Below are 26,102 nucleotides of genomic sequence, written 5' to 3'. Positions count from 1 at the left end.
ATGTCGTCAATCATTCTTGCTTCGGCCTCGCCGCGTCGGGCGCAGCTGTTGCAGCAGATCGGGCTCAGCTTTTCGGTTCTTCCGGCCGATATCGATGAAACGCCGGAAGTGAGTGAGGCGCCGGAACACTATGTCGAACGCCTGGCCCGGGAGAAAGCGCTGGTGGTCTCGCAAACGTCACCGGGCTGTCTGGTGCTGGGTTCGGATACCTCCGTGGTTCTGGATGGCATGATCCTCGGCAAACCGTCTGGCGAAGCAGAGGCCTGCGCAACCCTGGCCCGGCTCTCAGGTGCCACCCACCAGGTAATGACCGCGGTTGCGCTGGCTTGCGATGGCCAGTGTCATTCCCGACTGGTGGTGACCGAAGTAGGCTTCCGGCGACTGTCTGCTGATGAGATAAGCGCCTACCTCGCCACCGGTGAACCGATGGACAAGGCCGGAAGTTATGGAATTCAGGGCCTTGGTGGTATTTTTGTCAATGAACTCCGGGGTAGCTACAGTGCCGTGGTTGGTCTGCCACTGGAGCAAACCGCCGTATTGCTGGCAGATGCCGGCTACCCGGTTTGGAAACACTGGCCACGCAGTCTGGAGAGCCAAACGAAATGAGTGAAGAAATACTGATCAACGTTACCCCCGTTGAAACCCGTGTGGCTCTGGTCGAAAACGGTATGCTGCAGGAAGCCTATATCGAACGCACCAGCCGGAAAGGCATCGTGGGGAACATCTACAAGGGTAAGGTGGTTCGGGTGCTGCCCGGTATGGAAGCTGCGTTCGTCGATATTGGTCTGGAGCGGGCGGCGTTTATTCACGCCTCCGATGTGGTTCCGAGCCAGTCCAATGGCGATGATCCGGCAGATTCACCGAAAACCGTGCCTGACATCCGCAGTCTGCTCCGCGAGGGTCAGTCCCTGGTGGTTCAGGTCACCAAGGACCCCATCGGCACGAAAGGCGCGAGGCTGACGACCCAGCTTTCCATACCCTCCCGGTACCTGGTGTTCATGCCCGGCGTCAGTCATGTCGGTATTTCCCAGAGGATCGAGGATGAGAATGAGCGGGCGCGCCTCAAATCCCTGATCGAGGAAGCGTCAGCAGAGGATCCGGAGGTGCAGGGGGGGTACATTATCCGGACCGCCGCTGAAGCCGCCCCGGCGGGCGATCTGATTGGCGACATGATCTACCTGCACCGGCTGAGCCAGTCCATCCACGAACGGATCTCGAGGGTTCAGGCACCGGCCGCGGTCTACCAGGACCTGCCGCTGTTCATTCGTACCATCCGGGACCTGATCCGGCCGCAGACCGAGAAGGTCCGCATTGACAGCCGCGAGAGCCATCAGCGGGTCATGGATTTTGTTGATGAGTTTGTGGCTGAATTTGCTGACAAAGTCGAATATTACCCGGGCGAGCGGCCAATATTTGATCTTTACTCTGTGGAAGACGAAATCCAGAAGGCGCTGAGCCGTAAGGTTCAGCTCAAGTCCGGTGGTTACGTGATTATTGATCAGACCGAAGCCATGACAACCATCGATATCAATACCGGTGCGTTTGTCGGCCACAGGAATCTGGAAGAAACCATCTTCAAGACCAATCTTGAAGCTGCCCGGGCCATCAGCCGCCAACTGCGTCTGCGAAATCTCGGTGGCATCATCATTATTGATTTTATCGACATGGAAGACCCCGAGCACCAGCGCCAGGTGCACCGCATGCTGGAGAAAATGCTGGAGCGGGACCACGCCAAAACCAAGATTACCGGCGTATCCGAGCTGGGTCTGGTGGAAATGACTCGCAAGCGCACCACCGAGAGTCTCGGCCAGGTGCTGTGTGAGCCCTGTCCGGTCTGTGATGGTCGCGGATTCCTGAAAACCACGGAGACCGTTTGCTATGAGGTGTTCCGGGAAATCCTGCGGATCAACCGCGCCTACGACGCTGAGAGTTATCTGGTCATGGCCTCACAGAGTGTGGTCGATCGTCTGCTGGACGAGGAATCCGACAACGTGGCCGACCTGGAGACCTTCATCAGCAAAACCATTCGCTTCCAGGTAGAGCCGTTCTACAGTCAGGAGCAGTACGATGTTGTATTGCTCTGATCCCGGGGCACACGTCCGGCCAGTGGCGTAAGGTGCCCGGATGTCCCCCGCCGACCAACAGCCGCCGCTTCCGGAAAATCTGCCAGAGAGCCCCCCGGTTCGTCTGGCGGCTCGCCTTTCCAGCCTGATCTGGTGGGGGCTTCTTCTGGTGCTGGTGCTTTTCGCCCTCTATGCCGGGCTGGGGCGCCAGCTGACCCAGAACATTGACAGCTTTCGCGATGATCTGGCCAGCGAGCTTTCCGACCGTTTGGGCCATGAGGTCAGCATCGGCAGCCTGTCGTCCCGCTGGTACTGGCTTGACCCTGCCTTTACCGCCCGTGATATCCGGGTTCGCCATCCGCAAACCGGCGATGTTGTGGCAAATCTGCAGTACCTCAATATCCGGTTTGACGCCCTTGCCTCGCTGATGCGAATGAGGATTGTGTTTGAGGATTTCGAAGCCGACGGACTGGAACTGACGCTTAAACAAGGCCCGAGCGGCGATATGACGGTGCGCGGTGCTGAAATGGCGGAGCCGGTGAGCAACCAGCTGCGCGAGTGGCTGGAGCTTGCCGGGGACTGGCTGTCTGACCCCTATGTCAAGATTACTCGGGTGGATCTGGGCATTCGGGACAGCCAGGGCAATCGTCGCCAACTGGATATTCCCCAACTGGATCTGGTTTACCGCCGCGGGCTGTTCCATGCCTCTGGCCGGGCCATGCAGTCCGGCACCACCCAGCAACTCGCGAGTTTTGCCTTGGTGGGGCGGCACTTCTTCCGGGGCGACTTCACCGGGCAGCTTTATCTCGACGTGGACTCCGGCCGGCTGTTCGACGGCTTGATTGACGAATACCATTGGCGGACGCTTCGCGTGGAAGGGTTTGATCTGGGCGGTGAAGCCTGGCTGACCTTCAGGGATGGCGTTTTGCAGCAGGTCAATGGAAGCGTTCAGACACCTTACCTCCAGCTCGGTGTGGGGCAGCAGTCGCTGGCGCCCCTGGAGGATATACAGGCTCGATTTGGCTGGCGGCGTCATGAAAAGGTCATGGCCGGGGAAAACCTGGAGGATCCGGGTTCGCCGGTCCTTGGCGAGTGGCATCTCAAGCAGCTCCAATGGACCTGGAATGGCGGTATTGTGTCCCCGTTCAGCCTGCGACTGGCCCCTTCCAAGGGGGGCATGTCAATCGTCGCTGATGCGCTGCCACTGGCGCCTGCTCGCCGCCTTGCAGCGCAGCTTCCGATTCTCCCCGAACCGGCGCTGAGGGCACTGCGCGACTATCGGCCGGCCGGGTTCCTTGATCAGCTTGAAGTTTTCCTGCCCGACCAGTCCCCGGGAAAGTTCGAGCTTACCGGCCGGCTTCGGGATGTCAGTATTCGGGCCCATGGCGGCGCACCGGGCGTCGGTTCGGTGAACGGTGGTATTTTTCTGGACCGGAGTGGCGGTTACGTTCAGTTGGCGGCTGGTGAGACACCGGTGAGCCTTGATTTTCCCCAGCTCTTCGGCAGTGCCTGGAGCTTTCCGGTACTCGACGGCCGGGTTGCCTGGCGACTGGACGGCCCCATCACCCGGGTGTTCTCGGATGACATTCGCATGGTCTACGGAGAGAACACGCAAATCGAGGGCGCATTTGATCTGAAGCTGGATCGCGAGGGTGAAGACAATCTGGGCCTGAAAGTGGCGTTGAAAAACGGCACTGCAGCGATGCTGGCGGACTTTGTTCCGGTCAAGGTGGTCAGCCCCGGGCTTTATGACTGGCTGACCACGGCCATCCTTGAAGCGGATATCAGCTCCGGAACCTACTTCGGTCATGGCCAGATAGGTTCTGGTGCCCCAAGAGATTCCTTTGTTTCCTCAATGGCCTACGAATTCGACCAGGCGACCGTGCGCTATTCCGACGACTGGCCGGAGGTCCGCTCTGCCCGGGGCCGGGTTGAGGTCCACAACGGCAACGCACTGGTCAAGCTCGAAGCCGGCGAGACTGGGGGACTGAACCTGAATCCGGGCACCGTCAGAGTCGTGCCCGAAGACGAGGGCGCCAGGATTAAAGTGGATGTATCGGCCATGGTGCCGGGTGAGTCGATCGGCTACTGGATGGACAATAGCCCGCTGGGGGACATGGCGGGAACTGAAGCCCGGAAACTCGACTATGGCGGCCAGTATCAACTGGCCCTGGGGATTGATCTGCCATTGGCCACCGGGCAGCCACCCGTGGTTGAGGCGAAGGTCGCTGTGGAAAACGGTTCGGTGGCTTATGCCACTGCCGGTCTCTCCTGGGAGGATGTTCACGGCGCGCTCACCTATCACAGCGAAGACGGCTTTTCTGGCGGGCCCCTGGCGGCGACGTTCCTTGGTTATCCCGTCGCTGTGGCTTTCAGTCGCGCCAAATCAGGGGAGGCGCTCAGTATTCGTCAGTCAGGAACCCTTCCGGTGCCGGGTATCTTTGCCCGCGCCGGGCTCTCAGCGAACGCCGGTTTTGGCCTCAGCGGGAAGGTACCCTACATCGCTGAACTTGATGTGGGGGCGGATTCGGCCTCCGGTATCCGGGTGCGTTCGAGTCTCCAGGGGTTGGCAGTTGACTGGCCCGAGCCGTTATCTAAATCTGTTAGCGAGGTAGCGCCCCTGCGCGCTGTCATTAATCCTTCCGCAGCCGGCGGGTTAGGCGTTACCGGGGAGTGGGAAAACCGGCTGGCGTTTGATTTTTTGTGGAAGGAAACCGGGTTTGACCTTCACCTTGGCCGCCTCAATCTCGGCAGCCAGGTACTCAGGGATATCGATATCAATGCCCTGGATCTCCCCGATCGGTGGGTGGTCACAACCAGCTCCAAGCGCGCCAAAGGACGGGTGGTGATCCCCGATGATGCCGGGGCGGTACAGGTTGATCTTGAGGTTCTTCGGCTTATGCGCGGCAACGGCGACGTCAAACCCTCTGCGGAGCTGCTCACGCTCAAGGAGCAGCTCGAAGCCTTCCGGGCGTTGGATATGGGCAACTGGCCAGACATTGATGTGACCATCGCCGACCTCCAACTGAATGCCGATTCTCTGGGAAGCTGGGCATTTCGGCTCCGCCCCGAACCCAATCGGCTCAACGTCAATGCCATAGAGGGGCGGCTCAATTCGCTGACACTGCTGGGTGATATGAGCTGGAGCATTGTCGATTCGCGGGAGACAACTCGATTCCAGGGTTCCATCAGCGGTGGTGCCCTGGCTGACCTGAATGACCTTTTTGATACCGATGTGCCGGTTGCCAACAAGGCCACCCGGATTGAGCTGGATCTGGACTGGCCGGGTCGTCCGGATGAATTTGCGGTGTCGCAACTCAATGGTTCGGTCAGTATCAGACTCGACGAGGGCGTAATTCTTGAAAGCAGCAGTTCCGCCCAGTTATTCCGTATTTTCAATCTGCTGAACTCGGATACGCTATGGCGCCGGCTCAAGCTCGATTTTTCCGACCTCTATGAGCGGGGCGTGGCGTTCGATGCGATTTCGGGCAAGGCACGGCTCACCAACGGCCTGTTGACGCTGGATCCCGAGCTCCAGGTGGTGGGGCCTTCTGGTGCCTTTAAACTCAGCGGAACAACGAATATGGCGAGCGAGCAGCTGGATATGCGCCTGGTGGTTGTCCTGCCGCTCACCCAGAATCTGCCCCTGGCGGCCCTGCTTATGGGCGCCAGTGCGCCCATTGGCGGCGCCTTGTTTGTTCTGGACAAGATTCTGGGCGACCCGCTGAGCAGACTGACCAGTGCAACCTACAGCGTTACGGGCACATGGGAAGAGCCGGTGGTAGAGTTGGAGCGGGTATTCGATACTGGCAAATAATCGGTTCTGGTGAATTACGACGGGAGACTGTCATGAGCGAGCGTGTTTCCGGCAGGGTAGCCGCCATTCAGATGGTAAGCAGCCACGATATCCCGACCAACCTGGCCGAAGCGGAACGCCTGCTGTCGGAAGCAGCCGCACAGGGCGCAACGGTCGCCGTGCTGCCGGAAAATTTTGCGGTTCTGGCAACCGGACAGATGATCGACTGCGGCCGCACGGAGGCCGGATCAGAGCCGGTGATACGGGCGTTTCTTACCGAACAGGCCCGGGCGCTTGGCCTCTGGATTGTGGGTGGCTCCATGCCGCTGGCAAAGCGCCCGGATGGCTCCGATATTCCGGGCCGGGTCCGGGCAAGTTGCCTGGTTTTTGATGACCAGGGCGCAGAGGTTGCCCGCTACGACAAGATTCACCTGTTCGATGCCATGGTTGACGATGCCCATGGCCAGTATCGTGAATCAGACACTTTCGAGGCGGGCGAGCAGGTGGTTACCGTGGACACGCCGGCAGGGAAACTGGGCCTGGCAGTCTGCTATGACCTGCGCTTTCCCGAGCTGTTCCGGGCGTTGAGAGCACAGGGAGCCGATTGGGTCTGCCTGCCGAGTGCATTCACCTGGCAGACTGGGGATGCCCACTGGCACCCGCTGATCCGGGCACGGGCCATTGAAAACCAGGTATGGCTGGTGGCCGCGGGGCAGGGTGGCCAGAACAGTTCGCGGCGGCGGACCTATGGCCACAGCCTGATCTGCGACCCCTGGGGTCGCGTGGTGACGGAACTTGGTGAAGGTCCGGGTGTGGTTGTTGCCGAGTTGGACGCCGGGCAGCTAACCAGCCTCCGTAACCGCATGCCGGTCTGGGACCACCGGCGCCTGAAAGCCTGAAATTGGGGTCAGATGAAATCGGGGTCAGATGAACTTTTCATCTGACCCCGATTTCACACTGCTTCAGCGTCGTCGATGCATTCGCGAAGATAGCGGAACAGTTTCCTGGCCTGGCCGGTATTTTTCTGTTTTTCGACATCCCTGCGGGCATTCCGGGCCAGGTTGCGCAGGTGTTGCATGTCTGTGCCGGGGCAATAGTTGAAGAATTCGCCCACAACGGAATCGCCTTCCGCGATCATCCGGTCGCGCCAGCGTTCGGCCAGGTGGTGTCGGCGGGTGTGTTCCTCGCTGCCGGCATCAAAGGCGTCGATGGCTTTTTCCAGCGCTTCGGGGTCGTCTTCCTGGCGAATGACCTTGCCGATGTACTGCAGGTGCCGCCGCCTGGCCTCGTTCTGGCGGATACGCCTGGATTCTTCGATGGCCGCCCTGAGGGTATCGCTGACCGGCAGCGTCTCCAACTGATCGTTACTCAGATCGAGCATCCGTTTACCAAGGTCCTGCAGTGCGTGCATTTCCCGTTTGAGCTGGGATTTGCTGGGGCCGTCATATTCCGGCGCGTCGTGATCTTCGTGATGATCTTTCATATTGCTGCCTGATTCGGTTTGTCGGATGGCACGTTTACTCGCCCTCACCAAAATAATCGTTGATCAGCTCCGCCAGAGCCTCGACGGCCTGTTCTTCATCCGGCCCGTCGGCAATGAGCTCGACATCCGTGCCTTTGCTGGCTGCCAGCATCATCACCTGCATGATGTTTTTGGCATCCACATCCCGTCCCTTGCCGCTGATCCGGACGCTGCTATCGAATTTCGAGGCGGTCGCAACCAGCTTGGCCGTGGCACGGGCATGCAGCCCCAGCTTGTTGATGATGGTGATCGGGCGACGAATCATGGGCAGATCAGATCTCTTCGCGGGTCTGCAGGTGGGGCAGTTCGGTATGGCGCACTTGCACGTTGCTGTAACGTTGCCGGTAGTAAGCGCCCAGCTGCTCGCAGACATACACGGACCGATGCTGGCCGCCGGTGCACCCGATGGATATGGTCATGTAGCTTCGGTTGCTGTCAGCGAAAGAGGGCAGCCATGTGTCCAGGAACGCTTTCAGATCATCGATCATCTTACGGCTCGCCGGTTCCTTCTCCAGGAACTCGATGACCGGCTGATCGGTGCCGACATACTTCCGCAAGCTGGTGTCCCAGTATGGGTTTGGCAGACACCGAACGTCGAAGACATAATCGGAATCCAGCGGTACGCCGTGCTTGAAACCGAACGACTGGAACAGCAGGGCCAGTTCCTGATCCTTGCGCCCGACAACCCGCTGTTTGATCATGTCACGAAGTTCGTACATGGACATGCCGGTTGTGTTCACATAAAGGTCGGAGAGCTTGGATAGAGGCTCAAGGAGTTTCTTTTCACTGGTGATTGCCTCTCTCAGCGAGGTTTTGTCATCGCTGAGCGGGTGCTTGCGCCGGGTAGCATGGAAGCGCTGCAGCAGGGACTGTTCGTCGGCATCCAGGAAGATGATTTCGACTGTAACCCCGGTCTCCTGGAGGCGACGGTAAATCTCCTCGAAGTTGGCCAGTTCTCCGGACAGGTTGCGAGCGTCGATGCTCACCGCCATCTTGCCGAGTCTCCCCGGCCTGGTCTGGCCTGTGGCTTCCCGGGTGAGGGGGAACAGCAGGCCGATCGGTAGATTGTCTATGCAATAGAAGCCGAGGTCCTCCAGCACATGGAGCGCGGTACTCTTGCCGGATCCGGACCTGCCACTGACGATAATCAGCTTCATGACCAACTTACCTCCACTGCAATGACTGTCATCCGCCCGAGGCGGTCATGCGTTCGTACAGGGTGCGGGCGTCCTCGCATTGCCGGAGACGGTCACAGAACGAGCGTTCATTGAATTTTTCGGCCAGTTGGCTGAGAAGCTCCAGGTGCTCGCTGGTGGCCTCTTTGGGAACGACCAGGGCGAAGATCAGGTCCACAGGCTGGTTGTCGATCGAATCGAACTCGACGCTCTCTTCCAGTGTCATCAAGACACCCACCACATGATCCAGCCCGTCTAGGCGGCAGTGGGGGATGGCGATGCCCTGGCCAATGCCGGTGCTGCCCAGACGTTCCCGTGAGATCAGGTTGTTGAAGATCTCGGTCTCGCTGAGGGTATTGTCCTGGTGGTTTATCTGCTCGGCGATAAACTCCAGGGCCCGTTTCTTGCTGGAGGCGGGCACCCGGCAAAGGGTGAGCTCCGGCGAAAGAATGTTGTCTATGGTCAGGGATGTGTCGCTCATAGGTCGACTGCATTTCCGTTAAAAAAAGGCTGCGACACGTCAGCCGTGTCGCAGCTCGATTGGATGACTTGCATGAAAACAGCCAGTTAGCGCGAGCCGTTTCCGTGCATCCGGTCTACATTCTTTTCCTTGTGCTTGAGAATCTGGCGGTCGAGCTTGTCGATCAGGGCATCAATGGCCGCGTACATATCCTCATTTTCTGCCTTTGCGTGAACTTCACCACCAACCACGTGCAGCGTGGCTTCCGCAATCTGTCGCACCTTTTCCACTTCCAGGGTTACCTGGCTGTTGCTGATGTGGTCAAAGTGACGTTCGAGCTTCTGGAATTTTTCCGAGACATAATCCTTGAGTGCGGGAGTCAGTTCTACGTGATGGCCTGAAATATTGAGTTGCATAGGCGTCTCCTGTTGTCATCATGCCGGCTCCCGGGAGCCGGCCTGGGTGCTGGCGCGTTGTGCGCCGGCGAATACGGTGTCGCGTTTCCCGCCCGTGGTGTTCAGACTAGCCGTTTGCGTTCATTGGAAGGCGGAATGTGCATCGCCTCCCGATACTTGGCAACGGTACGTCGCGCAACCTTGATTCCCTGTTCTCCTAGCATGGCTGCAATTTTACTGTCGCTCAACGGCTTTTTGGGCGTTTCGGCAGCAATCAGTTTCTTGATCATCGCGCGTATGGCCGTAGAGGAACATTCTCCGCCCTCGTCAGTGCTCACGTGGCTGGAGAAGAAATACTTCAACTCGAAAATTCCCCGGGGAGTGTGCATGAATTTCTGGGTGGTCACCCGGGAAATCGTCGATTCATGCATCTCCACCGCCTGGGCAATGTCGGAGAGAATCAGCGGCTTCATGGCTTCTTCGCCGTAATCCAGGAAGCCCTGCTGGTGCTCGACAATACGGGTTGCCACTTTCAGCAGAGTCTCATTGCGGCTCTGCAGGCTCTTGATAAACCATTTCGCCTCCTGCAGCTGATCCCGCAGGTAGGTGTTGTCGGCACTGCTGTCGGCACGCCTTATTAGTGAAGCATAGCTCGCATTTACCCGGATGCGCGGGGCAATTTCCGGATTCAGCTCAACCCGCCAGCGGTCGTTGTGCTTGCGGACGATCACATCGGGGATAACGTAGTCCGGTTCGGCGCGGTCAATCACGTCGCCCGGGCGCGGGTTCAGGCCGGTAATCAGGGCCAGGACTTCCCGCAACTGGTCTTCCTTCAGGCGGCTGCGGCGCAGCAGCTGGGCGTAATCACGGTTGCCGAGAAGATTGATGTAGTGGGTGATCACCAGTCGTGCCTGGGCCAGCCAGGGGGTATCCGGTGGTAGCTGGTTGAGCTGGATCAGCAGGCATTCCTGCAGGTCGCGGGCGAAAACCCCGGGTGGGTCGAAGTGCTGCAGGCGATGGAGAACGGCTTCAACTTCATCCAGTTCGAGGGGATCTTCGTCATGTTCATCCAGCAACCCGGCGTGGATCTCGTCAAGATCGCTGGTCAGATAACCACGCTCATCCACCGCATCCATCAGCGCATGCGCAATGGCCTGGTCCCGCTCGCTCATGGGGGTCAGGTTCAGTTGCCATTCCAGATGGTCCTGAAGGGTTTCGGTGGGTGAATTCCGGGTTTCGAAATCGTGATCGTTTTCGTCGTCGTTGCGGGCCGTGGTAGCCGGGGCCGACTGGTAGATATCTTCCCAGGCGGTGTCGACCGGAAGGTCATCCGGGATATTGTCCGGGATTTCGTTCTCCGAGGACCAGTCAGGACCGTTTTCGGACTTATCCCAGTCAGATGGGGGCTCTGGCGTTGTTTCAGCGGCGGACTCGGCGGCATTCGCTTCGCGTTCGTCATTCGCGGCGTCGGCTTCGGCCGAGTCATCGTCCTCGGAGGTTTCCAGCATCGGATTGGATTCCAGGGCCTGCTGGATTTCCTGCTGAAGGTCGAGGGTAGAGAGCTGGAGAAGCCGGATCGCCTGTTGCAGCTGGGGCGTCATGGTCAGGCTCTGACCCAGCTTTAACTGTAGGGAGGCTTTCATCACCATGGTTCAGGATCCGTCACTCATCAGCGCTTTGTGTCATAAGAGGTGAAAAAATCTTTATATGCCCGTTACTTGCCGTGGATTGCGTTTACCCTAGCAAGTTCTTTGCCGAGTTTACTTGCTACAGATCATCAAAACAATCTCGGGGTCAGATGAAATTGGGGTCAGATGAACTTTTCATCTGACCCCAATTTCATCTGACTCCGGCTTCACAGCCGGAACTCGTCGCCCAGGTACACCTTCTTCACCTGCTGATTGGCCAGAATGGCGTCGGCATTCCCGGAGGCGATGATGTGGCCGCCGGAGACGATGTAGGCATTCTCGCAGATATCGAGGGTCTCACGCACGTTGTGATCAGTGATCAGCACGCCGATCCCCTTGTCCCGGAGGTGGCGGATGATGTGCTTGATGTCACTCACGGAGATGGGGTCGACACCGGCGAACGGTTCATCCAGCAGGATGAAAGCCGGCTCCATCGCCAGGGCCCGGGCAATTTCCACGCGCCGGCGTTCACCGCCGGACAGGGCCATGCCCATGCTGTCGCGAATATGGGTAATGTGAAACTCTTCGAGCAGTTCTTCCAGTTTTTTTTCCCGTTCTGCCCTGGCCAGCCCCTTGCGAGTTTCCAGAATGGCCATGATGTTGTCGCGCACCGAAAGCTTTCGGAATACCGACGCCTCCTGTGGCAGGTAGCCGATTCCCTGGCGTGCGCGGCCATGCATGGGCAACGGTGTGATATCGCGGCTGTCGATGGTGATCCGCCCGCTGTCGGCGGGCACCAGCCCGACTATCATGTAAAAGCAGGTGGTCTTGCCGGCGCCATTGGGGCCGAGCAGGCCAACGATTTCCCCGCTGCGGATTTCCAGGGAAACGTCGAGCACCACTTTTTTCTGTTTGTAACTCTTTGCCAGATTACTGGCTCTCAGAATTGCCATCGGAACCTTGTGTGTTAGTGCTGCGCGGCTGAATCACCATTTCTACCCGGCCGGAACCTTCGCCATCAGCGGCCCCGCCCTCGGCAGTCACGACCCGGCGGGCGGTATCATAATGGATGACATCACCCCGGAACACATTGCCATTCTGTTCGATGACCGCCTTCTGTTCAAAGGTCAGTTGCTGGTCGGAGGCGGACCAGGTGATGTTCAGGGCCTTGGCGTCGGTTTCACCCGTACCCTCGCGGGTTGGCTGGCGGTAATGGGCCGGGCTTCCGAACGCCTCAATCCGGCTCAGGCCCTTTGCGTCGCGGTACAGAACCACGCGCTGAGCATTCAGCTGGGTCTTGCCCTGCACCAGTTCCACGTCGCCGGTATAGGTGGCGATGCCCTTGCCATCATCGAGGCGGGCGTTGTCTGCAGTGACCTTGATGGGAAGATCGGAGTTAAGGTCGAACGCTGCTGCCGGCCCGGTCATGGCGAGGGTTAGCAGGGCAGCGATCAGGCCCCGGTATCGGTTAGTTTCCGGTTTCATAGCGTCCTTCCACCTTGGAGTTCAGTTCCAGTACCCGCTCGTCGATCCACGCTTTCATGCCGACGGCGTGGGTAATTCCGGTAACGTCGCGGATAACTACGGGAGCATCTGTGTAAGCCATACTGCGGTCGTTATCCAGGGTCAGTGTTGATGTTGTCAGGGTGGTGTCCCGGCCGCCAACACTTCGGAGGATCCGGACATTGCCGGTCAGGTAGAGCAAGTTCTCATTTTGCAGGAGACTGCCATTCTCGGCTTCGATAATCCAGGGCTCGGCGTTGGCATTGCCTTCGTTGCCGAACAGTTTGGCCTTCGGGGAAACCATGGTGGCCAGATTACCTTCCTCGAATTGCTCGATCCGCGGGCTGGTAAAACTGATCTTGAGATTGCCGGTCTCATCAAAGGAGGTGTACTCGCCATTGACGACAAATCCGTCCGGTTCGGCATCACCTCGCAACTCGGCGGCCTTCTGGTTAGTCACCGGAGGTTCATCACTTTGCCACATCAAAAACATTACGGCGGCAAGGGTGCCAGCCAGTGCCAGGGTGCGCAGCCAGGGCCGGTCGGGAAGCCAGCTCATGCACCAGGCTCCTGGTCCTGCCGAAGGTAGGGCGCGAGCGCCGCGTCCAGCTTGCCCTGGGCACTGAGCAGCAGGTCACAGGCCTCTCTGACGGCACCACTTCCTCCAGGGGTGCGGGTGCAGTAATCCGCATGTTGGCGAACCAGCCAGTAGCCGTTGGGTACGGTTATGCCCAGGCCGGCGAAGTTCAGGGCCGGCAGGTCTGGCAGATCGTCGCCCATGTAGGCGATTGCCTCCGGGCTGATGTCCATGGACCGAACCAGTTCCAGCAAGGCTTCTTTCTTGTCTTCCCGGCCCTGCATCAGGTGCGGGACGCCCAGGTCTGCCATGCGCTTTTCCGTGAGGGGAGATTTGCGCCCGGTAATAACAGCGACCGTGATTCCGGCTGCCATTAACTGTTTCAGGCCCAGGCCATCTAGAATGTTGAAGGCCTTGAGTTCATCTCCGCTGGCACTGAAATAGAGCTTGCCATCACTCATGATGCCGTCGACATCCAGGGCGATCAGCCGGATATTCGCCGCCTTTGCCAGGACGGACTCGGGCCATTGATTCTGCATGTCAGATAACCCCGGCCCGCAACAGGTCGTGCATATTGATGGCGCCCACCAGGGCCCCGGTGTCATCGGTGACCGGCAAAGCGTTTATCTTCAGCTCGTCCATTACGTTTAGCGCCTCTGCCGCCAGATGGTCGGCCTGGATGGTCCTGCCGTGGCGGGTCATAATCTCATGGATCGGCGTGTTGTGAATGTCCACGGCGCGGTCCAGGGTCCGGCGCAGATCGCCGTCCGTAAATATTCCGACAAGCGTGCCCTGATCGTCGACGACCGTGGTCATGCCGAGGCCCTTGCGGGAAATTTCCAGCAGGGCGCTGCTGAGCGTGGTGTTCGGGTCGACAACGGGAATACGGTCACCCGTGTGCATGATGTCGGAGACTCTGAGCAGCAGGCGACGACCCAGGCTTCCACCCGGGTGGGAAAAGGCAAAGTCCTCGGCACTGAAGCCGCGGGCCTCAAGCAGGGCAACCGCCAGGGCGTCGCCCATGACCAGTGTCGCGGTGGTGGAGGAGGTTGGTGCCAGGCCCAGCGGGCAGGCTTCCACCTGGACGCTGACATCCAGATTGGCCAGGGCCTCCCGGGCCAGAGTGGAATTGGCATTGCCGGTCATGCTGATCAGCGGTGCACCCATGCGCTTGATGAGGGGCAGAATGGTAACCACCTCACTGGTGTTTCCGCTGTTGGAAATCGCGATGACCACATCCTGGGAGGTGATCATGCCCATGTCGCCATGGCTGGCTTCGCCCGGATGAACGAAGAACGAAGGCGTACCGGTGCTGGCCAGGGTCGCTGCAATCTTGTTGCCGATATGGCCGGACTTCCCCATGCCGGTAACCACCACGCGACCTTTGCAGTTCATGATGAGTTCGCAGGCCCGGCTGAAGTGGTCGCCTATCCGGCTCTCGAGCGCATCGATGGCGTCGCGCTCGATACGGATGGCGCGAATGGCAGGGGTTCTGAAATCAATCGGAGTCTGTTCGGTCATCGGGCTTTGGGCCTAACTGTCTGGAAATTGGAAGATGGCTGAACGAGTATATCATTTTCATCCGGCAACGATGCCCGGTTACCGAAAGTTCAGTCAGACTGATCATGGTTGTCAGCAGATTTTGGGCTGTTTGGATTGAGCTTGGGCGCTCCTTGGCATAATGTAGCCGCTCTTTGAAAGGGAAGGACTATGGATTCATCGGTTTATATATCGCTCAGGGACGTTGTGTTCTCCCGCTCGGGGCGCCGTATTTTCGACGGAGTCAGCCTGGACATTCCCCGTGGCAAGATTACCGCCATCATGGGCCCTAGCGGCACAGGTAAAACGACACTGCTTCGTCTGATCGGCGGTCAGATCCGGCCGGATTCCGGCAGCATCATGGTGGACGGCCATGAGGTCCCGAAGCTCAAGCGGAAGGCGTTGTATGCGTTCCGTGAAAGAATGGGAATGCTGTTCCAGAGTGGCGCGCTGTTTACCGACCTGAGCGTATTCGAGAACGTCGCCTTCCCGCTGCGAGTGCACACCGGTCTGCCGGAAGACATGATCCGGGACATCGTATTAATGAAGCTGGAAGCCGTGGGGCTAAGAGGCGCCCGGCACCTGATGCCGTCGGAACTGTCCGGTGGCATGACGCGGCGTGTGGCCCTGGCGCGAAGCATTGCGCTGGATCCGGAGCTGATCATGTACGATGAGCCTTTTGCCGGCCAGGACCCCATCGCCATGGGGGTTCTGGTCAAGCTGATCCGGGATCTGAACAGTTCCATGGGGCTGACCAGTGTTCTGGTGTCCCACGATGTGCCGGAGTCCCTCAGCATCTGCCATTACGCCTGTATCATCGCCGATGGCAAAATCATAGGTGAAGGCAAGCCGGAGGAGCTTCGGGAGCATCCGTCCGAGCAGGTCCAGCAGTTCCTGCAGGGGCAGCCAGATGGTCCGGTGCCTTTTCATTATCCTGCGGACGGTGCTGCGCAGGATTTCGGGCTTTCCGGAGGTGTCGCTTGATTGACAGAATTGCCGCGTTCGGTCGCCTGGGCCTGGACATACTCTCATCTTTCGGTCGATCCGGCCGCTTCCTGTCTGGCGTACTCGCAGGCGTTCCCAGGCCGGCCACGGGGTTTCCTTTGCTGATGAAGCAGTTGTACTCGGTCGGCGTTCTGTCGCTACCGATTATTGTGGTCTCCGGCCTGTTCATCGGCATGGTGCTGGGGTTGCAGGGCTTTACCATTCTCAGTGATTACGGTTCTGAAGCTGCCATCGGCCAGATGATAGCCCTGACTCTGGTCCGTGAGCTTGGGCCCGTGGTTACCGCGCTGTTGTTTGCCGGACGCGCCGGCTCGGCGCTGACGGCCGAGATCGGCCTGATGAAGGCCACGGAGCAGTTGTCCAGCATGGAAATGATGGGGGTGGACCCGCTTCGCCGGGTTGTGGCGCCCCGGTTGTGGGCCGGCTTTATTGCCATGCCCGTGCTCGCTGTGATCTTCTCGGTTATCGGCATCTGGGGCGGTATGCTGGTGGGCGTGGACTGGTTGGGCGTGTTCGAGGGATCGTTCTGGGGCAACATGCAGTCGTCGGTGGACTTTGTTGACGACGTACTCAACGGCGTGATCAAAACCATCGTATTCGGCTTTGTCTGTGCCTGGATTGCTGTTTACCAGGGCTACGACTGCGCACCGACTTCCGCGGGCATCAGTTCGGCGACCACCAAAACCGTGGTTTATTCCTCACTGGCGGTGCTCGGGCTGGACTTTGTACTGACCGCTGTCATGTTTGGCGATTTCTGAATTATCGATTAACGAGACAATACCGGAGCCGGAAATGGCACAAAGAACGACTGAAATCATTGTTGGCCTGTTCATGGTTGCAGGCTGCGCGGCCCTGCTGTTTCTGGCGCTTCAGGTAAGCGGCCTGTCGGCAAAGTCCGCTGAGAGCACTTACACCCTGTATGCCAACTTCAACGATACCGGTGGCCTGACGCCCCGTGGCCGGATATCGATGGCGGGCGTTACCATTGGCAGCATCGAGTCTATTACGCTGAATACAGAAACCTTTCAGGCGCGGGTTGAAATGTCGATTTCCTCTGACGTTAACAATATTCCGTCGGACAGTTCCGCAGTTATACGTACATCCGGCCTGCTCGGGGAGCAGTACATTGATATATCCATTGGTGCCGAGATGGATTCGCTGAAAGCGGGCGATACCTTTTACTCTACCCAGTCGGCCATGAACCTTGAGCGACTGATCAGCAACTTTGCTTCCGGCCGGTGAGCATGGACCGGTCGATAGCGATGAGACAGGAGACTCAGATGTTTGCACAGAAACACCCCTTTTTTGCCGGCTTTGCTGGTTTGTTTATGGCCCTGTTTCTGGTGGCGACGGTTCAGGCTGGCCAGGCCGAGGAGTTGCGCGAATATGTTGACCAGAACACGCAGCGGCTGGTAGAGAAGCTCAATCAGGAACGCGGCCTGTATGAGCGAGATCCCGAAGCCTTCTACGAGAGCATGGACAAGGCATTGGCAGGCTTTGTCGACTTCCGCCGGATTGCCGCGAGAGTGATGGGGCGTTATGCCCGTCAGGCCACTCCGGAACAGCGGGATGAGTTTGTAGTGCGGTTCAAGCGCAGCCTCTTTGACAGTTACGCCCAGGCACTGGTGAGCGCTGAAGATTTCGAGATCGAGGTCAAGGAAGCGACTATTCATCCCAGCGATGAGGGCAGGGCATCGGTTCAGATGGAGGTAATCAGTGCCTCGGGCAACCGTTACCCGGTTACCTATTCCATGTACAAGAACTCCGAGGGCCGTTGGCTGATGGAGAACGTTATTGTGGAAGGGGTCAACATCGGGCTCGCGTTCCGGGACCGTTTCAGTCAGGAAATGGAAGCGAACGGGGGGCAGGTTCAGGTCGTGATTGATGGCTGGAGTGATGCGGCGAAGTCCCTGAATCTCGAGCACGACGTGGGCAAGTCGTGACCTCCGCTGCACCGCAGGCCCGGTTGGTGGACGGAGCGCTGGTGGTTACCGGAGGTGTGGACGCCAATACCGTAGTTGCCCTCAGGGGCCAGGGTGAGAAGCTTATCGCCGCCGCCTCTGGCAATCTGGTGGTCGACCTGGGCGGCCTCGCGACCGCCCACAGCGTCGTCTTGTCGATGCTGCTTTGCTGGCAGCGGCTGGCGCACCAGACGGGCATTTCCCTTTCTTTCCGGGGCGTTAGCGGTCGCCTGGCCTCACTGGCTGCGCTGAGCAACCTGGACGACCAGCTTGCCGGCTTCGGCGCCGAATCGGTCCATCCCGCCCACTGATCCCTCCGGTTTGTGGGCTCCGGGTTACAGGACAGTAAAGCTGACCCGGGCCGCGGAATTGGTTACAATCTCGCCCCTGATTTCAAAACGCCCGAGGATTCTTATGGATGCCACCGAAGTGACCGAGCTGGTCAAACAAGCACTGCCCGGCTGCGAGGTTCAGGTACAGGTTGATGGTACCCATTATATGGTCGTGGTGGTGGGGGATGTGTTTGAAGGCCTGCCAACCATCAAGCGCCAGCAACTGATCAACAAGGCGCTGTTCCAGCAGATCATGGATGGGGCAATTCACGCACTTCATCCGAAAGCATTTACTCCGGCTGAATGGGCTGCGCGCCAGGGCTGAAGAGCCCCTAAAAGACAGGATATTTATTGTGGATAAACTTCTGATCAGGGGCCGCACGCCTCTGGATGGCGAAATCCGTATTTCCGGCGCCAAGAACGCAGCACTGCCAATCCTGGCGGCCACCCTGCTGGCGGACGAGCCGGTAACCGTCGGCAACCTGCCGCACCTGCACGACGTGACCACCATGATCGAGCTTCTGGGTCGCATGGGCGTTGAGGTGATCATTGATGAAAAGATGAGCGTTGAAATTCACGCCAACACCATCAAGCACTTCCACGCGCCCTACGAGCTGGTGAAAACCATGCGGGCCTCGATTCTTGTGCTGGGGCCGCTGGTTGCGCACTTTGGTGAAGCGGAAGTGTCCCTGCCTGGCGGTTGTGCCATCGGTAGCCGGCCGGTCAACCTGCACATCCACGGACTGGAAATGATGGGCGCGGATATCAAGGTTGAAAATGGCTATATCAAGGCCAAAACCAATGGTCGCCTGAAAGGTGCCCACATCTTCCTGGATACCGTTACCGTCACCGGCACCGAGAACCTGATGATGGCCGCGGCACTGGCGGATGGGAAAACCATCCTGGAGAACGCCGCCCGTGAACCGGAAGTGGTTGATCTTGCTGAATGCCTGATCGCCATGGGTGCGGATATCAAGGGGCATGGCACCGCTACCATCGAAATCAACGGCGTCGAGCGACTGCACGGTTGCCACTACAACGTGCTGCCGGACCGTGTCGAAACCGGTACCTACCTGGTTGCCGCGGCGGCCACGGGCGGCCGGGTGAAACTCAAGGATACCCGCGAAGAACTGCTGGAAGCGGTGCTGCTCAAGCTCGAGGAGGCGGGTGCCCATATCAGCACCGGCCCGGACTGGATCGAGCTCGACATGAAAGGTAACCGCCCGAAAGCGGTAAGCCTGCGCACCGCGCCCTATCCGGCGTTCCCGACCGATATGCAGGCCCAGTTCGCGGCCATGAACGCCGTCGCCGAGGGCACCGGCACGATTGTGGAAACCGTGTTCGAGAACCGGTTCATGCACCTGCAGGAACTGATCCGCATGGGCGCGGACATCACCCTGGAAGGTAACGCAGCCATCATCAAAGGCGTTCACCACCTGACCGGCGCTCCCGTCATGGCGACCGATCTCCGGGCGTCCGCCAGCCTGGTCATCGCCGGCCTGATGGCAGACGGTGATACCATCGTAGACCGCATTTATCATATAGATCGCGGCTACGAATGCATCGAAGAGAAACTGCAGCTGTTGGGTGCCACCATCCGCCGCCTGCCGGCGTGAAAGACATTAACGGGAAACCGGAAGAATCCATGACAGATTCCATCACCATCGCCTTGTCGAAGGGAAGAATCCTTGAGGAAACCCTGCCGCTGCTTGCAGAAGCAGGTATTGAACTGATTGACGACGTCAAGAAGTCCCGCAAGCTGGTGTTCCCGACCACGGACCCCAACGTGCGGGTGCTCATTATCCGGGCCACGGACGTGCCGACCTATGTTCAATACGGCGGCGCGGATCTTGGTGTGACCGGCAAGGATGTGCTGATGGAGCACGGTGGTGAGGGGCTTTACGAACCGCTGGATCTGAATATTTCCCGTTGCCGTCTGATGACCGCCGGCCCGAAAGATCAGGCGCCGCCCCCCGGTCGTATCAAGGTGGCAACCAAGTTTGTGAACCTCGCTCGCCGGTACTACTCGGCCCAGGGCCGGCAGGCGGATATCATCAAGCTCTATGGGGCCATGGAGCTGGCTCCTATTCTTGGTTTAGCTGATGAGATCGTGGATATTGTTGATACCGGGAACACGCTGAAGGCGAATGGCCTTGAAGCCCGTGAGCTGATTGAGCATATCAGCAGCCGATTGGTGGTGAATCGCGCGTCCATGAAGATGAAACACGAGCGTATTAATCCCATAATCGAAAAGATGTCTGCAGCTGTGGACAAGCGCCGGCTCTGAGGTAGGGTTGGCTTCAGAAAGGCTTTCCAACTTGAACCTTGGGGCTGAAGCGATCGGGGCAGGCATTCCAAAACACGCTCCTTGCGGCACATCCCTGTGACGCTTGGGCTCCGCCATCCATGGCTCCGCACAGTTTTGGAATGCCTGCCCCGATCACTTCGTCAGACAGTTTTGCTTGGAAAGCCCCGTGTGGAAGTAGGGGTCTGAAGAAAGCTTTCTTCTGACCCCGGAAATTTGGCAGCAGCATCAAGACCAAAGTAATGTTCTCCTGCAGCAGGAACGATGAAATGACCGACGTAACCATCAAGCGATTGAGCGCCTCCCAAAGTGACTTCGACAGTTCTCTGGCCAAACTGCTGGCTTGGGACGACAGCGTTGATCATCAGGTGAACGAGGCGGTACGTCATATCCTGCATGAGGTGAAAACCCGCGGTGACCAGGCGGTTCTTGAATTTACCGAGAAGTTTGATCGCTTGAAGGTTGGCTCTGTCGCCGAGCTGGAAATGGATCAAAGCCGTTTGCAGCAAGCTCTGGAAGTGATTCCCCGGGACCAGCGCATCGCCCTTGAGAAGGCGGCTGAGCGGATCCGGGACTATCACGAGCGGCAGAACCAGAAGTCCTGGCACTATGAAGACGAAGACGGCACGGTGCTTGGCCAGAAGGTTACACCTCTGGATCGAGCCGGCTTGTATGTGCCCGGCGGTAAGGCCGCTTACCCGTCGTCTGTGCTGATGAACGCCATTCCCGCGAAAGTTGCCGGGGTGAGCGAAGTAGTGATGGTCGTCCCGACACCGGATGGTGTGGTGAATGACATGGTGCTGGCCTCCGCAGCGATAGCCGGTGTCGACCGGGTATTCACGGTAGGTGGCGCTCAGGCCGTAGGCGCATTGGCCTATGGCACCGAAACCATCCCTGCCGTCGATAAAATCGTCGGCCCAGGCAACATATTTGTTGCCACCGCCAAGCGGGAAGTTTTCGGCGTGGTCGGTATCGACATGATCGCCGGCCCCTCGGAAATCCTGGTGATTTGCGACGGCAAAACCGACCCGGACTGGATCGCCATGGATCTGTTCTCGCAGGCCGAGCACGACGAGCAGGCCCAGTCCATCCTGATCAGCCCGGACGCCGAATTCCTGGATGCGGTGGAAGCCAGCATCAACAAATTACTGCCAACCATGGAGCGTGCCGACATAATCCGTACCTCCATCACCGACCGCGCCGCTTTGATCCAGGTCGCCGATTTGAAAGAAGCCGCGGCCGTCTCCAACCGGATCGCGCCGGAACATCTTGAGCTGTCGGTAGAAGACCCGGAGGCGATGCTCGAAGACATCCGCCACGCCGGCGCCATCTTCATGGGCCGCTACACCGCGGAAGCGCTCGGCGACTACTGCGCAGGCCCGAACCACGTGCTGCCCACCAGTGGCACAGCACGGTTCTCCTCACCTCTGGGTGTCTACGATTTCCAGAAGAGGTCCTCCATCATCGGCTTTAGTGCCAGTGGTGCTGACCGGATGGGGCGCGTGGCATCGGTTCTGGCCAGGGGCGAGGGGTTAACAGCCCACGCGCGGTCGGCGGAATATCGGATCAAGGATTAAGTTTAAGTGTCGGACTCGTTGTCGGATTACGCTTCGCTAATCCGACCTACATGACGACATCACCCAATGACGCAGGTATCCCGTAGGTCGGATTAGGCGAAGCCGTAATCCGACTGTGGTTTATCTCCCAAAGTATGCAGGGTGGCGGGCAGGTCACTTACCGAGAATGTCGGAGGCCATGGATGGCCGGAGCCAAGCGCACATGGATGTGCTTGTAGCGGTTCTCGGGAGGGAACCTGACAGGCGACCGTCAGCACCAAATGGAGTGCAAAAACGATGAGCAAATTCTGGAGCCCCCTGGTAAACGACCTGGTTCCCTATGTCCCAGGCGAGCAGCCAAAAATGGCCAACCTGGTGAAGCTGAACACCAACGAAAACCCCTTCGGCCCCTCACCAAGAGTCATCGAAGCCATCCGGGCCGAAGTGAATGATGGCCTCCGTCTTTATCCGGACCCGGAAGGCGAAAGCCTGCGCCAGACCATCGCGGCCTACCACAAGGTGAAACCGGAACAGGTCTTCCTGGGCAACGGTTCGGATGAAGTGCTGGCCCACATTTTCTTTGGCCTGTTCCAGCACGGCGAACCAATCCTGTTCCCGGACATTACCTACAGTTTCTATCCGGTTTACTGCGGCCTCTATAACATCGAGAGCAAAACAGTACCGCTGACGGAAAGCTTCGAAATCAACCCGGATGATTTCAAACAGCCCAACGGCGGGGTAATCTTCCCGAACCCGAATGCCCCGACCGGGCGATATCTTGGGTTGCAGCATGTGGAAGACATCCTGGTGGCCAACCCGGATCGCGTCGTCGTGGTTGACGAGGCGTACGTGGACTTCGGCGGCGAGAGTGCCATCACCCTGGTCGACAAATACCCGAACCTGCTGGTCTGCCAAACGCTTTCCAAAGCCCGGTCGCTGGCCGGTTTACGGGTAGGTTTCGCAGTCGGCCATCCGGATCTGATCGAAGCCCTGAACCGGGTCAAAAACAGTTTCAACAGCTACCCGCTGGATCGCCTGGCCCTGGCCGGTGCGAAAGCAGCTTACGAGGACGAAGCCTGGTTCCGGAAGTGCTGCGATGGCGTGATCTCCGAGCGCGAGCGTGTAACCGCCGCCCTCGAGGATCTTGGGTTCGAGGTGTTACCCTCAAAGGCGAACTTCGTCTTTGCCCGTCATAAAGAGCAGTCGGGGGAAGTTTTGGCCAGAGGCCTGAGGGAGCAGGGCATTATTGTCCGGCGCTTTAACAAGCCCCGAATTAGCGAATTCCTGCGAATTACCATTGGCACGGTCGAGCAGAATGACGCATTGATTGGGGGGCTCCGGTCTCTCTAGCCTGTTTAGTTGGCGGGTAGAGCAAGGTAGGCGCCCCTTCCCGGGAACCGCTACGAGCACATCCATGTGCGCTTGTTTCGGGCCATCCTTGGCCCTCTACATTCCCGGAAAGGGGCGCCTACCTCGCTCGTCTGAGCTTTTCTGAAATAGTCCGGAGTGAAGCATTTATGGCGAACCGAAACGACATCCTGAATAAAATCAACGAATGGCTGCAGCCGGGGGACTTTCAGGACTATTGCCCCAACGGACTCCAAGTTGAAGGCAAGTCCGAGATCAATACTATTATTTCGGGTGTCACCGCCTCAAAAGCGCTGATCGAAGCCGCCATCGAGTCGAACGCAGATATGATCCTCGTTCACCACGGCTACTTCTGGAAAGGCGAAGACCAACGCATTCAGGGAATGAAGCGTGAACGCCTGAAGCAACTCCTGGACAACGACATCAATCTTGTCGCCTACCACCTCCCATTGGATGATCATCCGGAGTATGGCAACAATCGCCAGTTAGCGGACGTTCTGGGTATCAAGAATCCGCGTCCACTCGGTGGTTTGGTCTGGGAAGGTGAGCTGGACGAGGCAATGTCTCCCGAGAAATTCGGTCTCCATCTCGCAAGGCAACTTCACCGGGAACCGCTCTGGGTTGGCGAGGGTCCGGCAACTATCAAACGGGTAGGGTGGTGCACCGGTGCTGCCCAGGGATTTATCAATACCGCGCTGGATGCTGGCCTGGACGCTTATATCAGTGGTGAAATCTCCGAGCCGACGACGCATACGGCCAGAGAATGTGGTATCCACTACTATGCAGCTGGTCATCACGCCACTGAGCGTTATGGCGTGCAGGCTCTCGGAAAGGCATTAGCTGAGGCGTTCGGGGTAAATCATCAATTCATCGATTGCGACAATCCGGTATAGCGGCGAACACGGGGTCAGATGAAAGCTTTCATCTGACCCCTGATTCAAAGGCGAATAGCACTGCAGTCAGAACGAGCGGGTCAGGATGTGCTTTCCAAAACTGTGCGTAGCCATGGATGGCGGAGCCCAAGCGTCACAGGGACGTGCCGCAAGGAGCGGGTTTTGGAAAGCACATTCTGGCCCGCTCCTGCACAAAAGCTAACAGGCTCTAGAGGGTTTAGCAGTAATCAGGCCTGCTGAGCCTTATCACCCTTCTTCAGACCGAAGTCCTCAGCAAGCGTCCCGGTATCCTTCGGATCCGACTTCGGCGCATAATCCCGTGGCGGCTCGGCCGCATCCTCGCGGACTTCCTCCAGGCGCTTCTTGGAGGTCTCCTGCGCCAGTTCCTCCATCCAGTCCTCGTCATTGCAAAGACGATTGGCACCACGGGCCAGATGCTGGTTTACATCCCGGTAGACATCATTGAACCGGCGCAGCAGGTGGGCCGACTCCATGAAATGTTCATTCACCTGGGCCTGGTAGCGGGTATATTCGCTTCTCAGTTCGTCAATCTGCTGTTCCGCCCGGCGCTGCCGAAGCGTCGTTCCCTGCCCGGAACGGCCAACAAATACCCCGATGACAATGCCAACAACCAATGCGGCAATCGCTGCCAGAATCAGGTTTGTCATATGCTGTGTCGTCCTTTTACCTAGAAATGAGCCAAGCCCTTGCTTAACGAGTATAACGCCCCGGGCGCCATCATCCCATGATTGTCGCTTGCGCCAATCGTCGTATTGCTCCTCTGACGTCCGACGTGGCGAAAAATCGCCAAATGCGAGACAATACGGCGCCCAAATTTTCGACCAACTTCCGGGAATACCTTGATGACAGCTGCGATGTCCTCCGAAACCAGTGCGACCCTGACCCCTTGGCAACGTTACCAGAAGGATCTTGAGCGCCCGGATTTTCAGAAGGACCCGGCCCAGGAAGATGCCGTCAGGCGCCTGCAGTCACTGTACGACAAACTGGTGGAAGCCGAAAGCGATCGTAACAAGGCAATGACCAAACTGCGCCGCAAACTGAAAAAAGGTCGCGAAAAGCCGGTCAAGGGGCTGTATTTCTGGGGCGGTGTAGGCCGCGGAAAGACCTACCTGATGGATACTTTCTACGAGTCGCTGCCGTTCGATCGCAAGATGCGGGTGCACTTTCACCGGTTCATGCAGCGGGTTCACAACGAACTCAAATCCCTCAAGGGAGAGAAGAACCCCCTGGAGCTGGTTTCCAGAAAGTTCGCGGACGAGACCCGGGTTATCTGTTTTGATGAATTCTTCGTCTCGGACATCGGCGACGCCATGATACTGGCGACCCTGATGGACGGCCTGTTCAGCCGGGGTGTGACCCTGGTGTGTACCTCCAATATCGTGCCAGACGGGCTCTACAAGGACGGGCTTCAGCGTGCCCGCTTCCTGCCCGCGATTGAACTGGTCAAAAAGCACACCGATGTGGTGAACGTTGACGGTGGTGTGGACTACCGGCTGCGGACCCTTGAGCAGGCGGAGCTGTTCCATTCGCCTCTGGATGAGGACGCGGACATCAGCCTCCGGAAGAGCTTCGACGGACTGGCGGTTGAAGCCGGCAAACACAGTAAAACCATGGAAATCAATGGTCGGAAGATTCCCGCCCAGGCCCACGCGGATGATGTGGTCTGGTTCGATTTCAAGGCCGTCTGCGACGGCCCCCGCAGCCAGAATGATTACATCGAAATGGCCCGCCAGTTCCACGCCATCATCATCAGCAACGTTCCGGTTCTCGGCAAGGACAATGACGATCAGGCCCGCCGCTTTATCAACATGATTGACGAATTCTACGACCGCAACGTCAAGGTCATCATCTCCGCAGCCGCCCCCATTACTGGGCTCTATACCGGCGGCCGGCTGAGTTTCGAATTCGAGCGCACCGAATCCCGCCTGCTGGAGATGCAGTCCAGAGAATACCTCGAGGCACCCCACAAACCATGAAATCGGGGTCAGATGAACTTGGGGTCA

General features: G+C 58.5%; 28 protein-coding genes. 16 read left to right on the top strand and 12 right to left on the bottom strand.

The genetic code is table 11. The features are described from left to right. From msub_RS09235 to msub_RS09220, 4 genes are read left to right on the top strand one after another with little or no spacing between them, the layout of a single operon-like run. Positions 1-606, top strand: a complete 606-nt coding sequence (locus msub_RS09235; RefSeq protein WP_048495742.1) for a Maf family protein — start codon at positions 1-3, stop codon at positions 604-606. Then, positions 603-2,084 carry a ribonuclease G gene (gene rng, locus msub_RS09230; protein WP_048495741.1) on the top strand — a complete coding sequence of 494 codons (1,482 nt, stop codon included), beginning with the start codon at positions 603-605 and terminating at the stop codon, positions 2,082-2,084. Before msub_RS09235 ends, rng begins: the two co-directional genes overlap by 4 nt. A 40-nt stretch (positions 2,085-2,124) precedes the next feature. Further along, positions 2,125-5,880 carry a YhdP family phospholipid transporter gene (locus msub_RS09225; RefSeq protein ID WP_048495740.1) on the top strand — a complete coding sequence of 1,252 codons (3,756 nt, stop codon included), beginning with the start codon at positions 2,125-2,127 and terminating at the stop codon, positions 5,878-5,880. Positions 5,881-5,912: 32 nt separating this feature from the next. After that, complete coding sequence (locus msub_RS09220) at positions 5,913-6,758, top strand: carbon-nitrogen hydrolase family protein (protein WP_048495739.1); 846 nt, start codon at positions 5,913-5,915, stop codon at positions 6,756-6,758. A gap of 53 nt (positions 6,759-6,811) precedes the next feature. Here msub_RS09220 and yjgA read toward each other — a convergent pair whose 3' ends face one another. The 11 genes from yjgA to msub_RS09165 form a co-directional block, all read right to left on the bottom strand. Next, on the bottom strand, positions 6,812-7,342 hold the full coding sequence (gene yjgA / locus msub_RS09215; RefSeq protein ID WP_048495738.1) for a ribosome biogenesis factor YjgA: 531 nt from the start codon (positions 7,340-7,342) through the stop codon (positions 6,812-6,814). 34 nt (positions 7,343-7,376) lie between these two features. Next, positions 7,377-7,646, bottom strand: a complete 270-nt coding sequence (locus tag msub_RS09210; protein WP_048495737.1) for an HPr family phosphocarrier protein — start codon at positions 7,644-7,646, stop codon at positions 7,377-7,379. A 7-nt stretch (positions 7,647-7,653) separates the two neighbouring features. Next, a complete protein-coding gene (rapZ, locus tag msub_RS09205) occupies positions 7,654-8,538 on the bottom strand; it encodes an RNase adapter RapZ (protein ID WP_048495736.1) in 885 nt (294 codons plus the stop codon). Between the two features lie 28 nt (positions 8,539-8,566). Beyond that, complete coding sequence (ptsN, locus tag msub_RS09200; RefSeq protein WP_048495735.1) at positions 8,567-9,037, bottom strand: PTS IIA-like nitrogen regulatory protein PtsN; 471 nt, start codon at positions 9,035-9,037, stop codon at positions 8,567-8,569. A gap of 86 nt (positions 9,038-9,123) precedes the next feature. Then, the gene (gene hpf, locus msub_RS09195) at positions 9,124-9,432 is read right to left on the bottom strand and encodes a ribosome hibernation promoting factor (protein ID WP_048495734.1); all 309 of its coding nucleotides are present in this window, start codon (positions 9,430-9,432) and stop codon (positions 9,124-9,126) included. A gap of 101 nt (positions 9,433-9,533) precedes the next feature. Continuing rightward, positions 9,534-11,060, bottom strand: a complete 1,527-nt coding sequence (locus tag msub_RS09190) for an RNA polymerase factor sigma-54 (protein WP_264750610.1) — start codon at positions 11,058-11,060, stop codon at positions 9,534-9,536. 206 nt (positions 11,061-11,266) lie between these two features. Next, positions 11,267-11,992, bottom strand: coding sequence for an LPS export ABC transporter ATP-binding protein (gene lptB / locus msub_RS09185; RefSeq protein WP_048495733.1), 726 nt, complete (start codon positions 11,990-11,992; stop codon positions 11,267-11,269). Then, entirely contained in the window at positions 11,970-12,524 is a 555-nt protein-coding gene (gene lptA / locus msub_RS09180) for a lipopolysaccharide transport periplasmic protein LptA (RefSeq protein WP_048495732.1), read from the bottom strand. Before lptA ends, lptB begins: the two co-directional genes overlap by 23 nt. Then, the gene (gene lptC / locus msub_RS09175) at positions 12,508-13,101 is read right to left on the bottom strand and encodes an LPS export ABC transporter periplasmic protein LptC (protein ID WP_048495731.1); all 594 of its coding nucleotides are present in this window, start codon (positions 13,099-13,101) and stop codon (positions 12,508-12,510) included. The genes lptA and lptC overlap by 17 nt, the downstream gene beginning before the upstream one ends. Next, entirely contained in the window at positions 13,098-13,658 is a 561-nt protein-coding gene (locus tag msub_RS09170; protein WP_048495730.1) for a KdsC family phosphatase, read from the bottom strand. The genes lptC and msub_RS09170 overlap by 4 nt, the downstream gene beginning before the upstream one ends. A 1-nt stretch (position 13,659) precedes the next feature. Continuing rightward, entirely contained in the window at positions 13,660-14,514 is an 855-nt protein-coding gene (locus tag msub_RS09165; protein WP_406564705.1) for a KpsF/GutQ family sugar-phosphate isomerase, read from the bottom strand. 315 nt (positions 14,515-14,829) lie between these two features. Here msub_RS09165 and msub_RS09160 point away from each other — a divergent pair, with 315 nt between their 5' ends. The 11 genes from msub_RS09160 (at position 14,830) to msub_RS09110 (ending at position 24,078) form a co-directional block, all read left to right on the top strand. Then, positions 14,830-15,642 carry an ATP-binding cassette domain-containing protein gene (locus msub_RS09160; RefSeq protein WP_048495728.1) on the top strand — a complete coding sequence of 271 codons (813 nt, stop codon included), beginning with the start codon at positions 14,830-14,832 and terminating at the stop codon, positions 15,640-15,642. Next, complete coding sequence (mlaE, locus tag msub_RS09155; protein ID WP_048495727.1) at positions 15,639-16,421, top strand: lipid asymmetry maintenance ABC transporter permease subunit MlaE; 783 nt, start codon at positions 15,639-15,641, stop codon at positions 16,419-16,421. Before msub_RS09160 ends, mlaE begins: the two co-directional genes overlap by 4 nt. A gap of 34 nt (positions 16,422-16,455) precedes the next feature. After that, complete coding sequence (mlaD, locus tag msub_RS09150) at positions 16,456-16,905, top strand: outer membrane lipid asymmetry maintenance protein MlaD (RefSeq protein WP_048495726.1); 450 nt, start codon at positions 16,456-16,458, stop codon at positions 16,903-16,905. Between the two features lie 86 nt (positions 16,906-16,991). Continuing rightward, positions 16,992-17,606, top strand: coding sequence for an MlaC/ttg2D family ABC transporter substrate-binding protein (locus msub_RS09145; RefSeq protein ID WP_406564704.1), 615 nt, complete (start codon positions 16,992-16,994; stop codon positions 17,604-17,606). After that, positions 17,603-17,935: an STAS domain-containing protein gene (locus msub_RS09140; protein ID WP_053077945.1), complete on the top strand. Its 333-nt coding sequence runs from the start codon at positions 17,603-17,605 to the stop codon at positions 17,933-17,935. The genes msub_RS09145 and msub_RS09140 overlap by 4 nt, the downstream gene beginning before the upstream one ends. Before the next feature lie 103 nt (positions 17,936-18,038). Next, positions 18,039-18,281, top strand: a complete 243-nt coding sequence (locus msub_RS09135) for a BolA family protein (RefSeq protein WP_048495724.1) — start codon at positions 18,039-18,041, stop codon at positions 18,279-18,281. A gap of 28 nt (positions 18,282-18,309) precedes the next feature. Then, on the top strand, positions 18,310-19,572 hold the full coding sequence (murA, locus tag msub_RS09130; protein WP_048495723.1) for a UDP-N-acetylglucosamine 1-carboxyvinyltransferase: 1,263 nt from the start codon (positions 18,310-18,312) through the stop codon (positions 19,570-19,572). Between the two features lie 29 nt (positions 19,573-19,601). Then, positions 19,602-20,243, top strand: a complete 642-nt coding sequence (gene hisG, locus msub_RS09125; RefSeq protein WP_048495722.1) for an ATP phosphoribosyltransferase — start codon at positions 19,602-19,604, stop codon at positions 20,241-20,243. 287 nt (positions 20,244-20,530) lie between these two features. Beyond that, a complete protein-coding gene (hisD, locus tag msub_RS09120) occupies positions 20,531-21,838 on the top strand; it encodes a histidinol dehydrogenase (RefSeq protein WP_048495721.1) in 1,308 nt (435 codons plus the stop codon). Positions 21,839-22,114: 276 nt separating this feature from the next. After that, on the top strand, positions 22,115-23,167 hold the full coding sequence (gene hisC / locus msub_RS09115; RefSeq protein WP_048495720.1) for a histidinol-phosphate transaminase: 1,053 nt from the start codon (positions 22,115-22,117) through the stop codon (positions 23,165-23,167). Positions 23,168-23,334: 167 nt separating this feature from the next. Further along, complete coding sequence (locus msub_RS09110; RefSeq protein ID WP_048495719.1) at positions 23,335-24,078, top strand: Nif3-like dinuclear metal center hexameric protein; 744 nt, start codon at positions 23,335-23,337, stop codon at positions 24,076-24,078. Between the two features lie 227 nt (positions 24,079-24,305). Here msub_RS09110 and msub_RS09105 read toward each other — a convergent pair whose 3' ends face one another. Continuing rightward, on the bottom strand, positions 24,306-24,746 hold the full coding sequence (locus msub_RS09105; protein ID WP_048495718.1) for a YhcB family protein: 441 nt from the start codon (positions 24,744-24,746) through the stop codon (positions 24,306-24,308). Between the two features lie 231 nt (positions 24,747-24,977). Between msub_RS09105 and zapE the strand changes: the two genes are divergently transcribed. Further along, the gene (gene zapE / locus msub_RS09100; protein WP_227506789.1) at positions 24,978-26,075 is read left to right on the top strand and encodes a cell division protein ZapE; all 1,098 of its coding nucleotides are present in this window, start codon (positions 24,978-24,980) and stop codon (positions 26,073-26,075) included. The last annotated feature ends 27 nt before the right edge of the window (positions 26,076-26,102 follow it).

This window comes from Marinobacter subterrani, from assembly GCF_001045555.1.
Classification (GTDB): domain Bacteria; phylum Pseudomonadota; class Gammaproteobacteria; order Pseudomonadales; family Oleiphilaceae; genus Marinobacter; species Marinobacter subterrani.
This window is presented reverse-complemented; position numbering and strand designations above follow the sequence as displayed.